The organism is Bacillus sp. FSL H8-0534, from assembly GCF_038005885.1.
Classification (GTDB): domain Bacteria; phylum Bacillota; class Bacilli; order Bacillales; family Bacillaceae_G; genus Bacillus_A; species Bacillus_A pseudomycoides.
In genome coordinates this window covers 3,701,494-3,717,355 of record NZ_JBBOUC010000001.1, presented here as the reverse complement: position 1 = coordinate 3,717,355, position 15,862 = coordinate 3,701,494, and the positions used below count along the sequence as shown (strand labels likewise).

Below are 15,862 nucleotides of genomic sequence, written 5' to 3'. Positions count from 1 at the left end.
ATTACAAAAATATGTACGAAGAAGTAATCTCTTTATTACATAAGACAAATGTTTCTTATGAAAAATTTGAACATGAACCAGTTCTCGATTATGAGACAGATCGTGTTGTTCGTGAACGCCTTGGCTTGCAGGGTGCTCCAAGTAAAAGCTTATTTTTAAAATCAAAATCTGGATCCTATTACGTTTTCTTCACATTGGAAGGAACTCGTCTCGAGAGAAACGAAATGAAGGAAATCACGGGGCAGCGCTTATCAATTTGTTCACCTGATGAACTAAGAGAACAAACAGGATGTATTCCGGGATGCGTCGCTCCTTTTGGCTATTCACAGAATGTAACAATTATTGTGGATAGTTCCGTCTATGCCTATGACAAAATTTTAATTACACCGGGTGTTCCGGAATTTACAATTGAATTATCCACAGAAGAATTGAAAAAGATTTTATCCACATGTCAAAATACCGTTTTAGAATATAGAAAAACAAATTGAAAAACTGCGGTAAAACTTCCTTTATTGTTTCCTATTTAGTTGTGTTTGAAGTAAAAAAATCCTTCTTAGTTTTCATGCTAAGAAGGATTTTTTACTATTATTTTGCTTGTGCTGTATTTTCTTTTGCAGAACGTACTTGCTCATCTGCATGGTAAGAAGAACGAACAAGCGGGCCAGCTTCACAGTGGCTAAATCCTTTGCTAAGAGCAATTTCTTTTAGCTCTGCAAATTCAGCTGGTGTGTAGTATTTAATAACTGGTAAATGTTTTTTAGATGGTTGTAGGTATTGTCCAAGTGTTAAAATATCCACATTGTTCGCACGTAAGTCGTCCATTGCTTCAATTAAATCTTCTCTTGTTTCACCCAGTCCCACCATAATGCTAGATTTAGTTGGAATATCAGGTTGCATTTCTTTCGCACGACGTAAAAACTCTAAGGAACGATCATATTTTGCTCTAGCGCGAACTCGGTCAGATAATCGACGTACTGTTTCAATGTTATGGTTTAAAATATCCGGTTTTGCATCCATTAACATTTTTAAATTTTCTTCTACCCCGCCCATATCAGATGGCAGTACTTCAATAGACGTGAATGGATTTTTGCGACGAACAGCGCGCACTGTTTCAGCAAAAACAGCAGCTCCGCCATCTTTCAAATCATCACGTGCAACCGCTGTTATAACAACGTGTTTTAAGCCCATGTGTACTACAGAATCTGCTACGCGTTCTGGCTCTTGTAAATCAAGCTCCGTTGGTAAGCCTGTTTTAACCGCACAAAAACGACAAGCACGTGTACAAACCGCACCTAAAATCATAAACGTTGCTGTTTTTCTTACAGCCCAGCATTCGTGAATATTCGGACATTTCGCCTCTTCACAAACGGTATGCAGCTGCTTAGAACGCATCATTTTCTTTAAGCCTGTATAGTTTTCATTTGTATTTAACTTAATTTTCAACCATTCGGGCTTGCGCTTATATTCTGTTTGTTTTGTCATGTTATCAACTCCGCACAATATGAAATAGTTTACCGTGTTCGCTTCTTTCAATGTAACATATCTATTCTAACGTATGAAAGCGATTTGCTCAAATGAAGATTCCAAGAATTTTTACCAATGATTTACTATAATGAAATATCTCGTATATCCCACACTAGAAAGAGTGATGTTGTGAAAGGAGTTTATTTTCATGCCTCGAAAGATTGCCTTATTGCTTTCTATTTGTTTTCTTCTTGGGCAAGGCATTGCCTATGGTGAAGTGAATCAAAATCAAATATACGAAAAGCGCATGACACTATATAAAGAAACTGAAAAAGATGCTAATATTCCATGGTATTACTTAGCCGCAATTGATCAATATGAACGCAATATACGGAGCGTAAGAAAAGATATTCCGAAAAAGCCCGATGCTATCATATCAATTTACTTTAAACCAGAAATGTGGGCTGGACCTGCCAATGGTTCTACTAACGATACTCTTCCCCACACGATTTCTCTGTTTGGGGGGATTGGTTTAGATGGCGATAAAGATGGAATTGCAAATGCAAATAACGACCGAGACCTTTTGCATACAATGGCAACTATTATAAAAAAGCAAGGGACTTCAGAAGACCGTATTAAAATTATGCTCTGGGAATATTATAGACGTGCAAAAACGGTTGAATTAATTACCGAATATGCTCGAATCTATAAGCACTATGGTCGTATTAACTTAGAAGGGAATGCTTTCCCTCTTCCTGTCCATAGCGACAATAGCTACCGTAGTACATTTGGCGCTGGGCGGAGTTTTGGAGGAAGACGTATTCATGAAGGCACCGATATTTTCGCAAGGCACGGTGTACCAGTAAGATCTACCTGCTACGGCGTTATTGAAACAAAAGGTTGGAATCGCCTTGGTGGTTGGCGCATCGGCATTCGTGATTTATATAACAATTATCATTATTACGCACATTTAGGTGGCTTTTCTAAAGAAATACAGCTAGGACAAATTGTAGAGCCAGGAACCGTTCTTGGCTTCGTTGGTAACACAGGTTATGGACCTCCTGGTACAGCTGGAAAGTTCCCACCACACTTGCACTTTGGATTATATAAAGACAACGGGTATACAGAATGGGCTTTTGATCCGTATATGCATTTAAGTTTATGGGAGCGGAAAGAACGTGCGAATTTAAAAAATAACCGTAGCTAATTGCTACGGTTGTTTCCTTTTAGGTCCTATAATGTCTTTTCAAACTTACTCATCCGTTATAATACATATTTTGTTAATCCTTTGCTTTATCCGATAAAATTTTCCATATTTTTTAGCGTTAGCTTAAAAAACCAATAAAACATAAAAAAGCGAATGATTTAATCATCCGCTTTCTTCCCTTTACTATCTGGCATAACAACTCCGCCGCTTCCATAATAAGATGGTACCTCTCCTTGTACAATTCGCGTTGCAATTGGGATATTTTGTTTTACTGTAATTTCTTTTGTACGAAATGGAATAATTACCTGTAGCGTAACCTGTACTTCCATAACAACTTCAATCGCTGTATTGTTAATTCCATGCGGTTTTACATTTTGCTTAATATCCGTATTCACATGACCAATTGTTGTAAAATCAATCGGAATATTCGGCCCTAAATTACCAAGGAGTGCATTATCCGTTATGCGTCCAAGAGGAACAGACATTGACACTCCGCTCTCTTCTGGAAGACCGAGTGCCTTCATATCCCCCTTCTCCACTTGATGCAAATATTTCTCTATGTATGCAGTAGTCGATGTCAAAATCTCATTTACTTGCTTTGTATTTAAATCGATTGTGGATACTCTTCCATTCTTATCGTTTTGTACTTTCATTAATGAATCCACATCAAACCCTTCCTTAATTCGATCCTTTACCGCTTTCGTCATCACAACCGTTGCCATTTTATGTGTCTGCGTTTCTCCATATTTTATTAATGTAGGTTGAATACTTTTATTCACAATCCAGAATCCTTGTAAAGTTAACAATAAAAAAATGATAAACGAAATGAGTAGTACATGCCGAAAGGGGAGTGGGCCTTTTCGGAAACGCGAAGCTTTTGGACGAAATGTACGCATAAAAAAACCCTCCTTCTTATATCATTTCTATGCAAGAAAGAGGGACGATATATACTTATATCATTTTTAATAAAGCATCTTTTCCAATTGTTCCTGCTGGAATGCCTAGAGCCTCGGCTTCAGTCGTTACCGATTCAAGCGGCGCTTCAAGAAGCTGCTCAATCGTTCTCACACCAACTGCGCGGCCAGCAATAATACCTCGGTCCCCTAACTTCTCGTTTAATAGACCGACATCTAAAGCTCCACACATAATATATCCCTTATCGCTCATAACAGCCAGCAAATTTGTTTTCGGAAGCTTTACGCTAACCGCTATAAACGTATAGTTATCAATGATAATTGGTTCCACATTAACCATAGTTCACACACTCCTCTCTTTCTTATCTTTATGAAAAGAGAAAAATGAGTGTTACAGGTTAACTAGCCTATAGTTTGATGGAAGATGTATAAGTTATCAACATCTCTGTTAACACATCTCGCAATAACTCTGGCATATAATATTGTTTTTCAGAAAGTGTGGATAGTTCTGGGTATAAGTACCCGAATGTAAACATATCAATCGTTCCGACAGTGTATATACGTTCTAACTCTAATGATTCTCCATTAATCAATACATCTTCGAGTAAAATTTTATTTCCAGGAATCGTATCTAATGTAACTTCCAGGCCATCATAAATCATTTTCCCCATAACTTTCCCACGAAAACCAAGGCCTTTCACCTCAAGTTGTTCCATATTTGAACGACGTGCTTTTAAAATAACATCTCGTAATGTTTTTCCTTTTACTTTTAGTGCACATGGATTAATAGGATGTGGACAAATGCGGTGGATATCTCCGCGCGTTACAATTCCTTCTTCTAATCCTTCTAATAACACACCCGCATTGACCATCCCAATTTCCGCATTACACCATTTTTTTAATGCACTTGCTAACATACGGGAAATTTGTGTCTCCTGGAACCAATCAATCGGCAATGGTTCTTTTAACTCAACAATCGGATCTGCCATAATGAGTTCGCTTTCTTTCTCTAACGCTTCAATCGTCGGCAATGACTCTCCGTAAGCTGACAGACGATTTGTACGAATCGCTCTCCCATCCTTTTCTGTCACTCTTTTTGTCTCTAGATCCACCGTTAGCTGAACATGTCCGACATAATGCCCCCACTTTTCTCCACAGCAAAGCAAAGTCCCATTCACAAGAACACCACGCTCAAACAAATGATGCGTATGTGCCCCTAAAATAACATCAATATCATAATGCTCTGCCATATACTCATCTGCATTCTTTCCAAGATGAGAAAGAACGACAGTAACATCAGCTTTTTCTTTCACTTCTTCTAAAATTACTTCCAAATGTGCAATCGGATCTTCAATATGCCAATCCAGCATTTCATAGAACTCTGGATAAGCTACCGTTAAGCCGATAAAAGCGATTGTAACTCCATCTGCAGTTGTATGCAACTTGTACGGTTTTACCCAATTAGGACACGTTCCATCTCTTTCAAATAAATTAGCTACAAGCACCTCAAAATTCGCTTCATCATATAAATGTCCAAGATGCTCCTTCGCTAATGTAATTCCTTCGTTATTTCCAATCGTTACATAATCATATAACGCTTCGTTTAATAATTTCGTATTGCCCTTTCCATTCGTTGCTTCCGTTATACGATGAAAACGATCCACATGATCGCCAATATCTAATGTAAAAACAGATTCTCCTGCTTTCTGTCTGCGCTTTTTCTCTTCTTGTACAAACCGAGAAATTTGCGGCCAGTTTTCAAAATGACTATGTATATCGTTTGTATGATAAAGGTGAATGATTGTTTCTTTATTTATATCCAGAGAAAAAACCTCCTCTCAATTCCTTACTGCCTTTTACGCTATCTACTTGCAATAATCCTGTAAATACTTTTCGCCTTTTCTTGCTATTTTACATTGTACTCTGATTGGGGAAAAAAGCAAAAAGATACCTTTTAATTAGAAAATTTCCACACTAAAATGGATGTATGGAGGTGATTCCTTTGTTTAACAAATATAGCTTTCTCTCTCTGTGGGTTACATTAGCTGGAGTTGTTTCATTTTCACTCAGTTATGCCCTTGCAGCAAATTTAAGTTTTTTACCAATCATTTTCTTTTTTATTAGCACCGCTTGCATCATCCTCGGCCTCATATTCAGCATGATAGCTATAAACAAGAACGAACCAAGCAAATGGAAGTTTGTCGGTATTTTTGTTCCACTTCTAGCTGTTATTTTCATATTACTCATCCCTGTTCTTATTGGAGCATTTGGATTTAGGGAACCGTAAAAGCGCCGATATATTTACGCCCAAGTAAAAAAAGCGCCCTGTAAACAGGGCGCTTCACTTTTAACTAATGACTAATATTAGCACTTGGGTATAATGTCGTTCCTCCAATTGAAACTTTCATTTCATTTGTTAATGGAACATTTTGTTCATTAATAATTGTTCTCCACCATTCCCATGCAAGACCTGTACATTCTCTTGCTACAACTTTTACATTTTTTGAATTCGGCGGAAGTGGTATAACTGTATTGAAATGAGCAGTTCTGTCTCTGTTGTTTCCTTCCCAAGTTTTATGGGTTAGTACTTCTTTTCCATTTTGATCATATGAGAATTCATCCCAAGATACATCAAATTGAGCAACATATCCACCAGTATGATCAAGCGTCATTTTAGCACTAGAATATTCTGTAGTTGTAGTCTCAATATAATCTGTATTGTTATGAACAGCAGCAGTTGCGTTATCTTTTAAGAAAGTGCTTGTATATGAAATTGGGTATGCTGGATTTTTAGAACTTAATTCCGCATTATCTTTAATGATATTTCGGATTTCATTAAAATCTTTTGTAACAACCTTGTTATGCTCTTTTGCATCTCCGCCTAATACTACAGCGGTAAAGGTACTGTCTTCAAAAATATCTTTGTACTGTCCACTCGCTTCAACGCCTTGACCCTTAATTAAGGCTTTAAAAGCAGCTTGTACATCTTTGCTCTTAGATGATGTTTCTAATTTCACATAAACTGTTCTACCATAAGCTACATTTGAAACCATAACAGGCGGAGCCGCATTACTTACCCCTTTACGAGTTAACTCACCAAAAGTAACACTATTATCAAAAAGATCTGATGGATTGTTAGGTAGTTCTGCACTTACGGTATAAAAGATTTGCTTATATGCCGCAACCATCACTTTTTTCTCTCCATCTGCAATCGCTTTAAAATCAATGTTCAGTGCATTGTCAAGATATTTAGCGTTAACATTAAGAGCACTTGCTATTTGAGATTTACTATACACCATAGATTCTGTATACTGCATTCTTGCAGGTAACGTATGTGTTTTTGAATACTTTTCATTCCAAGTAGATACTAATTCATCTACTGCTCCAGACACATTACCATATGTAGGATTTTGGACAGTAATTGTATTGTCTTTTCTCATGCCAGGTAAGTCTATACTAATATTCAAAGGTTTTCTCTTAGCTACTAACAAACTAGGTTGATTATCCGCAAAAGCTTTATTTGCAAGTTGTACTGCTCCTGGATAAGTACGATTAGCCACAGAATCAATAATCGAAATATCGACTGGTGAAGTTGTAAGTGATTTTTTCTCACGTTCAACTACTACAAATTTACCATTTGAATTTGTACTTTCTTTCGGAACAAAACTCTCTACTTTATCACCATTTACTGCTAAAACCTCTTGATTATTATACTTAAGATTTGCTATGCCAGTATCAATGTCAATAGCTTTTTTTGTTGCATCAGCTGAATTACCTGTTTTTGTTTCCGCGAAGGAAATAGAAGAATAATTAATAGTGCATAAGCCAATTGATAAACATGCTAGTAATTTTATTCCTTTAATACTTTTTTTAATTTTCAAAAAACTCAACTCCTTTTTTAGAATAATTTTGTTGCATCAGCTAAATTACTTGTTTATGTTTCAGCGAAGGAAATAAACGAATAATTAATAGTACATAAACCAACTAATAAACACACTAGTAATTTTATTCCTTCAACATGGTTTAGAACTCTTAAAATACTCACCTCCTTTTTTAAAAAATTATATCATAAAATCTTAATTTTTGTATATTGATAAAATTTTTTCACTTACTCAAACTAGATAGTTTTTCAGCGGCTTTTCACATGTCCAACATCGTCGCAAGGTCTTTATATCGTGTCAAAACACCGTTATTTCAAAAATAACACCGATATATCGGGAGAAACGATTGATATATTTTCATCCAATTAAAAAAGCGCCCTGTAAACAGGGCGCTTCTACTTTTAAATTAACCGATACTACCTTCCATCTCAAACTTGATTAGACGGTTCATTTCAACTGCGTATTCCATTGGAAGTTCGCGAGTGAATGGCTCAATGAAGCCCATTACGATCATTTCTGTAGCTTCTTGCTCAGAGATACCGCGGCTCATTAGGTAGAATAATTGTTCTTCTGATACTTTTGACACTTTCGCTTCGTGCTCAAGTGAAACGTGATCGTTTTTGATCTCGTTGTAAGGAATTGTATCAGATGTTGATTGGTTATCCATGATTAACGTATCACATTCGATGTTAGAGCGAGAGTTTGTCGCTTTTGGTCCGAAGTGTACGATACCACGGTACGTTACTTTACCACCATGTTTCGCAATCGATTTAGAAACGATTGTTGAAGATGTGTTTGGTGCTAAGTGAATCATTTTCGCACCAGCATCTTGGTGTTGGCCTTTACCAGCAATCGCGATAGATAATGTTAAACCACGAGCGCCTTCGCCTTTTAAGATAACTGCTGGGTATTTCATCGTTAATTTAGATCCGATGTTACCATCAATCCATTCCATCGTTGCGTTTGCTTCACAAACAGCACGTTTTGTAACTAGGTTGTATACGTTGTTTGCCCAGTTTTGGATTGTAGTGTAACGGCAATATGCATCTTTCTTAATGATGATTTCTACTACCGCACTGTGCAGTGAATTTGTTGTGTAAACAGGAGCTGTACAACCTTCTACGTAGTGTACATGTGCGCCTTCATCTACAATAATAAGCGTACGCTCGAATTGTCCCATATTTTCAGAGTTAATACGGAAATACGCTTGAAGCGGTGTATCAACTTTGATACCTTTTGGAACGTAGATGAACGATCCACCAGACCAAACTGCAGAGTTTAATGCTGCGAATTTGTTGTCAGTTGGTGGGATTACTTTTCCGAAATGCTCACGGAAAATATCTTCGTTCTCTTTTAATGCGCTATCTGTATCTTTGAAGACGATTCCTAGAGCTTCTAGGTCCTCTTTCATGTTGTGGTATACAACTTCAGATTCGTACTGTGCAGATACACCAGCTAAATATTTTTGCTCAGCTTCTGGAATACCTAATTTATCAAATGTCGCTTTAATTTCATCAGGTACTTCATCCCAAGACTTCTCAGATTTCTCAGATGGTTTTACGTAGTACGTAATTTCATCGAAATCTAAGTCGTTTAAGTCGCCGCCCCATTGTGGCATTGGCATTTCGTAGAATTTATCCAGTGATTTTAAACGGAAGTCTAACATCCACTGTGGTTCTTCTTTCATACGTGAAATCTCTTCAACGATTTCTTTTGTTAAGCCGCGTCCTGCACGGAAAATCGAAACGTCTTTATCCTTGAAACCATATTTATAATCGCCGATATCTGGCAGTTTCTTCGCCATGTTGGTATGTCCCTCCTTAGATAACCTCGTGTTTAGGAACCTGTAACATTACTTATCTTCGTTTAAGCCTTTTTCTAACGCTTTCCAAGCTAATGTTGCACATTTAATACGTGCTGGAAACTTGCATACGCCTTGTAATGCTTCAATATCTCCTAAATCTACGCTGTCATCATACTCTTTTCCTAGCATCATATCAGAGAAAATTTTAGAAAGCTGAAGTGCTTCTTCAATTTTCTTTCCTTTTACTGCTTGCGTCATCATCGAAGCCGAAGACATAGAAATCGAACAACCTTCTCCTTCAAACTTCGCCTCTTTAACAATTCCCTCTTCTACTTTCATCGTAAGTTGAATACGATCGCCGCAAGTTGGATTGTTCAAATTAACTGTAACACTATCATCTAACACGCCATGGTTACGAGGATTTTTATAATGATCCATAATAACTTGACGATATAACGTATCTAAATTATTAAAAGACATTTGTGAAATACTCCTTTGTTTTCGTTAGCGCTTCAACAAATGTATCAATTTCTTCTTTTGTATTATATAAATAGAAGCTTGCACGTGCTGTAGAAGAAGCTTTTAGCCACTTCATAAGCGGTTGTGCACAGTGATGTCCTGCACGAACCGCAATGCCTTCTACATCTAATACTGTTGCTACATCATGCGGATGTACTTCATCAATATTAAATGTAACAAGACCAGCGCGATGCTTTGGTCCATAAATTGTAACGCCATCTACTTCTGATAGTCTTTCTAAAGCGTACTGCGCTAATTCATGTTCATGCTTTTCAATATTATCAAGACCGATTTCTTCTAGGAAATCAATTGCCGCTCCAAGTCCGATCGCATTACCGATAATCGGTGTACCTGCTTCAAACTTCCACGGAAGCTCTTTCCACGTAGAATCTTGTAAGTCTACGAAATCAATCATTTCGCCGCCAAATTCAATTGGCTCCATATTGTCTAGCAATTCTTTCTTACCATATAATACGCCGACACCTGTAGGCCCGCACATTTTATGAGCGGATAATGCGTAAAAATCACAGTTTAAATCTTGTACATCCACTTTCATATGAGGTGTACTTTGTGCACCGTCAACGACCATGATTGCACCATTTTGATGAGCGATTTCTGCAATTTCTTTTACAGGGTTAATCGTTCCAAGTACGTTAGACACATACATAATAGAAACGATTTTTGTATTCGGTGTAATTGTTTGACGTGCATCTTCTAATGAGATTGTTCCGTCTGGCTGAAGCGGAAGATATTTTAAAGTTGCGCCTGTTTTCTTCGCAACTTGTTGCCACGGAATAATATTACTATGATGCTCCATGTAAGAGATGACGATTTCATCGCCCTCTTTTACATTTTCACGGCCATAGCTTGCTGCTACTGTATTTAATGCAGTTGTTGTTCCGCGCGTGAAAATAACTTCTTCCATTGATTTCGCGTTAATAAACTTGCGAACCTTCTCACGTGCACCTTCATACGCATCGGTAGCTTTCGTACCGAGCGTATGAACACCGCGATGCACGTTAGAATTGTATTCTTTATAGTAACGTTCTAACGTTTCAATGACTTGAATTGGCTTTTGAGAAGTTGCTGCACTATCGAAATAAACAAGTTGTTTGCCGTTCACTTTTTGATCAAGAATTGGAAACTGTTTGCGTATTTCATGAATATCCATTAGCGAACTTTCCTTTCAATTACCTCAACAAGCTGTGCTTTTACTCCTTCAATTGGAAGCTCATTCACTACAGGTGCTAAGAATCCATGGATGACTAAACGTTCTGCTTCTTTCTTCGGAATACCACGACTCATTAAGTAGTATAGTTGTACTGGATCTACACGGCCTACAGAAGCTGCGTGACCTGCCATTACATCGTCTTCGTCAATTAGAAGAATTGGGTTTGCATCGCCGCGAGCTTTCTCATTTAACATAAGAACGCGAGAAGATTGTTGTGCATTTGATTTAGATGCACCGTGTTCAATTTTACCAATTCCGTTAAAGATAGATGTTGCGCTATCTGTTTGTACACCGTGTTTTAAAATGAATCCTTCAGAGTGTTTACCGAAGTGAACAACTTTAGTTGTAAAGTTTTGTGTTTGGTTACCACGGCCAATTGTTACTGTTTTTGTATCAGCAAATGATCCGTCGCCCATTAAGTTCGTTACATTCTCTGAAATTGTATTTCCGTCATTCATAAGACCTAATGCCCACTCAATACGGCCGTCACGTCCTACAACGCCGCGGCGGTTTACGTAAGTTGTTACATCTTTCGCTAATAGATCAACTGCACCAAATTTCACTTGTGCACCTTGTTCTACGATTACTTCTGCCACGATGTTTGCAATACCTGTAACAGTTTCATTTGCTACGTAGTTTTCTACATATGTTGCAGAACTGTTCGCGTCAGCTACAAATAATACATGGTTATATACATTTGCTTCTTCGCCGTCTACTAAGAATACAGCTTGAAGTGGTGTTTCAAGAACAACGTTTTTCGGAACATATACAAATGCACCGCCGTTGATTAATGCTGCATGAAGTGCTGTTAAACGATGCTCATCCACTTTCACGCCGTCTTTCATTAAGTACTTTTGTACTAATTCAGCATGCTCAGTTGCAGCTGTTACGATATCTGTGAAAATAACACCTTTTTCTTTTGCTTCATCAGCTAAAGAAACAAATGCAGTTGTACCTGTACGTTGTACTAGTACGCTGTTATTTTCATCAATTAAATTTTTCACTGCTTCTGGAAGTTCAGTTAAAGAACTTACAGGCTCTTGCTTAGCAGTGTGGCCTTTTCCGATAAAGTCCCATTTATCGATTTTTGTTTTATCAGGCGTTGGCATTGGAAGTTCAGTTGCTTGTGCAAGAGCTTGTAAGCGGAACTCAGTCAACCAAGCAGCTTCGTTTACTTCGCTTGCGCGCTGACGGATTGTTTCTTGATCGAAAGGTAATGTACCGATTGTCATATTTATGCTCCTCTCTTACGCTTCTTGCTCTGCTGTTTCGTCTTCAATACCTAATTCTTTTTTGATCCAGTCGTAACCTTCAGCTTCTAGACGTTGTGCAAGCTCAGGGCCACCAGATTTAACGATGCGACCGTTCATCATAACGTGAACGAAGTCTGGAGTAATGTAGTTTAATAAACGTTGGTAATGCGTAATCATTAGGCAGCCGAACTCTTCGCCGCGCATTTCGTTAATACCTTTAGATACAACTTTTAATGCATCGATGTCAAGACCAGAGTCGATTTCGTCTAAGATTGCGATTTTTGGCTCAATCATCATTAATTGAAGAATTTCGTTACGTTTTTTCTCACCGCCAGAGAAACCTTCGTTTAAGTAACGTTGTGCCATTTCTGGATCCATTTCTAGGAATTCCATGTTTTTATCTAATGTACGGATAAATTTCATAAGAGAAATTTCATCGCCTTCCTCGCGTCGTGCATTAATTGCAGAACGTAAGAAGTCAGCGTTTGTTACTCCGCTAATTTCACTTGGATATTGCATTGCTAGGAATAGACCCGCTTGTGCGCGCTCATCTACTTCCATTTCTAATACATCTTCACCGTCGATGATGATGCTTCCTTCTGTCACTTCATATTTTGGGTGACCCATAATTGCAGAAGATAAAGTTGATTTACCTGTTCCATTAGGTCCCATAATTGCGTGGATTTCTCCACCTTTTACTTCAAGGTTTACACCTTTTAAAATTTCTTTACCATCGATTGATACATGTAAGTCTTTAACCGTTAATGTAGAACCAGCCATCTCAATACCTCCATTAATCCTCTATATACATTTTAAAAATTCCTAAAACATTCACATTCTCATTTTATTCTCATTCTAATTTTATATCAAATAAAATGATATCGCAAACGCTGAGAAAATGTAACAATTTTTTCACAAATGTATATAATCATTTCCCTCACATCCTATTATGATACACTTTTCTTCTTATATATAAAGAAAAAAGGGCTAGAAATTTCCTAGCCCTTTCCTACGCCTATTCACTTACTGGAAGTACAGCGCCCTTATATTCTTTCTTAATAAAATCTTGAATTTCTTTTGAGTGTAGCACTTCTACAAGCTCTTTAATTTCTTTTCTATTTTCGTCACCTTTACGAACCGCAATAATATTTGCATAAGGAGACTCTGATCCTTCAAGAGCAATTGCATCTTTTGTTGGGTTTAATTTTGCATCAATTGCATAGTTTGAGTTAATGAATAATGCGTCACCTTCGTTGTTCTCATATAATTTTGGTGTAAGACCTGGCTCCACATCTGTTTTAAACTTCAAGTTTTTCGGATTTTCCACAATATCTTTTTCTGTCGCTTTGACGATATCTACGCCATCTTTCAGTTTAATAACGCCGCCTTTTTGCAGAAGTCCTAACATACGTCCACGCTCTGATACGTTATTACTCATAATCACTGTTCCGCCGTTTGGAAGATCTTTTAAGTTTTTATATTTCTTTGAGTAAATCCCCATCGGCTCTAAATGAATTTTCCCTGCGTTTACAAATTTGTATCCTTTTTCTTGAATCTCTTTATCTAAATACGGAATATGTTGGAAATAGTTTGCATCAAGATCTTTATCAGCTAGTGCTTTATTTGGCAATACGTAATCTTGGAATGGCTTAATATCTAATTTAATCCCTTTTTTCTCTAAGATTGGTTTCGCTTTTTCTAGAATAACTGCATGCGGTACGTTAGAGGCACCAACTACAAGTTTCTTTTCGTCTTTTCCGCCGCTACAAGCAGCTAATGCAAACACAAATACAGCAAGAAGTGCTGAAAGTAATACCTTTTTCATGTTATGACACCCTTTCTTTTTTTCAATATTCAAAATTAAAAATCTATAGGAAGTCTTCGTCTTACACGAAGACTTCTCTTTATCTTTTATCAAGACGCTTCGTGAGCAAGTCACCAAGCATTTGAATGATAAATACAATCACAAGTACAAGAATTGTTGCCATAAGCGTTACATCACTATTATTGCGCTGAAACCCTTCTAAATAAGCAAGTGTACCAAGTCCACCTGCTCCGACCACTCCAGCCATTGCTGTGTAACCGACAAGCGCAATAGCTGTTACCGTAATCCCGGAAACAAGCGCTGGCAAAGATTCTGGTATAAGTACTTTTAAAATAATTGTACTTGTCTTTGCTCCCATCGCCTTTGATGCTTCAATGACACCTTTATCAATTTCACGAAGTGCGATTTCGACCATTCTCGCATAGAACGGTGCTGCCCCAACAATTAATGCTGGTAATGCGGCACTTGCACCGAGAATCGTGTTTAGAAGAAGCTTCGTAAATGGAATAAGTAAAATGATTAAAATAATAAACGGGATCGAACGAAAAATATTTACAAACGCACCAATTACAATATTAACTGGCTTGTTTTCCCAGAGATTATCTTTTCCTGTCAGAAACAGTAGCAATCCCAAAATAAGACCTAAGACAAACGTTGCAAACGCGGCAACTGCCGTCATGTATAACGTTTCTCCCGTAGCCTCTAGCATTTTGTCCCAATCGACATTTTGAAACAAATTATCCATGTGCAATCACCTCCAGCTCGACTTGCTCTTGTTGAATCGTCGCAATTGCTTTTGCAACCACATCTTCAGCACCATTTAAGTGGACAATTAAACTTCCATACGCCCCGTTTGCCGTTTGTGCAATGTTCCCTTGCAGAATGCTTACTTCCACGCCATCTTGCTTCATAAGTTCCTGCAAGACAGGTCTTTCTACTACTTCACCAATAAATTGCAACTTTACAACCTTGCCTTCCGGATACTTCTCTGCTAAATGTTCAATTGCTTCATCCGCATCTTCAGAATCTGTTATTTGCTTAACAAAACGCTTTGTAATCTCCTGCTGTGGATTACGGAATACATCTAGTACAGGACCAGTCTCCACAATTTTTCCTTTTTCCATTACCGCAACACGATTACAAATTTTTTGAATCACATGCATTTCATGTGTAATCAGTACAATTGTTAATCCAAGACGTTTATTAATATCTAATAGTAAATCTAAAATTTGATCTGTGGTTTCTGGATCAAGTGCTGATGTCGCTTCATCACACAAGAGCACCTTTGGATTATTCGCTAATGCTCTTGCAATCCCAACGCGTTGCTTTTGCCCGCCGCTCAATTGAGATGGATACGCATCACCTCTACCTTCTAATCCAACAAGATGAATCAACTCATCCACACGCTTTCTTCGCTGCACTTTATCTACACCTGCAATTTCAAGTGGAAAAGCGATATTTTCACGTACAGTTCGTGACCACAGTAAGTTAAAATGCTGAAAAATCATTCCAATTTCTTGTCTTGCCTTTCGAAGTTCACTCCCTGTAATTGTGGAAATAACTCGATTAGCTATCGTAATCTGTCCGGAAGTTGGCTTCTCTAATTGATTAAACAATCGAATTAAAGAACTTTTCCCAGCACCACTATATCCGATAACACCAAATATCTCACCTTTCTCTATTTTTAAATTGGCGTTATCCACAGCAGTGACATCACCGCTTTTTGACTTATATATCTTCTTTACATTCTCTAATAGAATCATG

The 15,862-nt window shown here is 37.6% G+C and carries 16 protein-coding genes; 3 read left to right on the top strand and 13 right to left on the bottom strand.

From position 1 onward, the window contains the following. The first annotated feature begins 11 nt into the window (after nucleotides 1–11). Nucleotides 12–488 carry a YbaK/EbsC family protein gene (locus MHH71_RS18690; protein WP_003201661.1) on the top strand — a complete coding sequence of 159 codons (477 nt, stop codon included), beginning with the start codon at nucleotides 12–14 and terminating at the stop codon, nucleotides 486–488. A 97-nt stretch (nucleotides 489–585) separates the two neighbouring features. Here the strand turns inward: MHH71_RS18690 and lipA are convergent, their stop codons facing one another. Then, the gene (gene lipA / locus MHH71_RS18685; RefSeq protein ID WP_003201659.1) at nucleotides 586–1,482 is read right to left on the bottom strand and encodes a lipoyl synthase; all 897 of its coding nucleotides are present in this window, start codon (nucleotides 1,480–1,482) and stop codon (nucleotides 586–588) included. Between the two features lie 190 nt (nucleotides 1,483–1,672). On the opposite strand from lipA, the gene MHH71_RS18680 reads away from it, so the two are divergent. Next, nucleotides 1,673–2,671, top strand: coding sequence for a M23 family metallopeptidase (locus MHH71_RS18680; RefSeq protein WP_003201657.1), 999 nt, complete (start codon nucleotides 1,673–1,675; stop codon nucleotides 2,669–2,671). A gap of 158 nt (nucleotides 2,672–2,829) precedes the next feature. Here MHH71_RS18680 and yunB read toward each other — a convergent pair whose 3' ends face one another. From yunB to MHH71_RS18665, 3 genes are all read right to left on the bottom strand, one after another. After that, nucleotides 2,830–3,567 carry a sporulation protein YunB gene (gene yunB / locus MHH71_RS18675; RefSeq protein ID WP_003201655.1) on the bottom strand — a complete coding sequence of 246 codons (738 nt, stop codon included), beginning with the start codon at nucleotides 3,565–3,567 and terminating at the stop codon, nucleotides 2,830–2,832. A gap of 55 nt (nucleotides 3,568–3,622) precedes the next feature. Further along, entirely contained in the window at nucleotides 3,623–3,925 is a 303-nt protein-coding gene (locus MHH71_RS18670; protein ID WP_003201652.1) for a YunC family protein, read from the bottom strand. A gap of 67 nt (nucleotides 3,926–3,992) precedes the next feature. Next, the gene (locus MHH71_RS18665; RefSeq protein WP_078211796.1) at nucleotides 3,993–5,384 is read right to left on the bottom strand and encodes a bifunctional metallophosphatase/5'-nucleotidase; all 1,392 of its coding nucleotides are present in this window, start codon (nucleotides 5,382–5,384) and stop codon (nucleotides 3,993–3,995) included. Between the two features lie 194 nt (nucleotides 5,385–5,578). On the opposite strand from MHH71_RS18665, the gene MHH71_RS18660 reads away from it, so the two are divergent. Continuing rightward, nucleotides 5,579–5,872, top strand: coding sequence for a hypothetical protein (locus MHH71_RS18660; RefSeq protein ID WP_141522328.1), 294 nt, complete (start codon nucleotides 5,579–5,581; stop codon nucleotides 5,870–5,872). A gap of 64 nt (nucleotides 5,873–5,936) precedes the next feature. Here MHH71_RS18660 and MHH71_RS18655 read toward each other — a convergent pair whose 3' ends face one another. From MHH71_RS18655 to MHH71_RS18615, 9 genes are all read right to left on the bottom strand, one after another. Then, nucleotides 5,937–7,475 (bottom strand): thiol-activated cytolysin family protein, encoded by a 1,539-nt coding sequence (locus MHH71_RS18655; protein ID WP_340724735.1) that lies wholly within the window; start codon nucleotides 7,473–7,475, stop codon nucleotides 5,937–5,939. A 397-nt stretch (nucleotides 7,476–7,872) separates the two neighbouring features. After that, the gene (sufB, locus tag MHH71_RS18650) at nucleotides 7,873–9,270 is read right to left on the bottom strand and encodes a Fe-S cluster assembly protein SufB (protein ID WP_003201740.1); all 1,398 of its coding nucleotides are present in this window, start codon (nucleotides 9,268–9,270) and stop codon (nucleotides 7,873–7,875) included. Between the two features lie 48 nt (nucleotides 9,271–9,318). Next, on the bottom strand, nucleotides 9,319–9,750 hold the full coding sequence (sufU, locus tag MHH71_RS18645) for a Fe-S cluster assembly sulfur transfer protein SufU (RefSeq protein ID WP_018782777.1): 432 nt from the start codon (nucleotides 9,748–9,750) through the stop codon (nucleotides 9,319–9,321). After that, on the bottom strand, nucleotides 9,740–10,960 hold the full coding sequence (sufS, locus tag MHH71_RS18640) for a cysteine desulfurase SufS (protein ID WP_006096509.1): 1,221 nt from the start codon (nucleotides 10,958–10,960) through the stop codon (nucleotides 9,740–9,742). The genes sufU and sufS overlap by 11 nt, the downstream gene beginning before the upstream one ends. Next, a complete protein-coding gene (gene sufD, locus MHH71_RS18635; protein ID WP_003201733.1) occupies nucleotides 10,960–12,252 on the bottom strand; it encodes a Fe-S cluster assembly protein SufD in 1,293 nt (430 codons plus the stop codon). The genes sufS and sufD overlap by 1 nt, the downstream gene beginning before the upstream one ends. A 15-nt stretch (nucleotides 12,253–12,267) precedes the next feature. Beyond that, the gene (sufC, locus tag MHH71_RS18630) at nucleotides 12,268–13,053 is read right to left on the bottom strand and encodes a Fe-S cluster assembly ATPase SufC (RefSeq protein ID WP_000929159.1); all 786 of its coding nucleotides are present in this window, start codon (nucleotides 13,051–13,053) and stop codon (nucleotides 12,268–12,270) included. Nucleotides 13,054–13,288: 235 nt separating this feature from the next. Next, entirely contained in the window at nucleotides 13,289–14,098 is an 810-nt protein-coding gene (gene metQ / locus MHH71_RS18625) for a methionine ABC transporter substrate-binding lipoprotein MetQ (protein WP_018765000.1), read from the bottom strand. 79 nt (nucleotides 14,099–14,177) lie between these two features. After that, entirely contained in the window at nucleotides 14,178–14,843 is a 666-nt protein-coding gene (locus MHH71_RS18620) for a methionine ABC transporter permease (RefSeq protein ID WP_018782775.1), read from the bottom strand. Beyond that, the gene (locus MHH71_RS18615) at nucleotides 14,836–15,861 is read right to left on the bottom strand and encodes a methionine ABC transporter ATP-binding protein (protein WP_003201726.1); all 1,026 of its coding nucleotides are present in this window, start codon (nucleotides 15,859–15,861) and stop codon (nucleotides 14,836–14,838) included. The genes MHH71_RS18620 and MHH71_RS18615 overlap by 8 nt, the downstream gene beginning before the upstream one ends. Nucleotide 15,862: the final 1 nt, after the last annotated feature.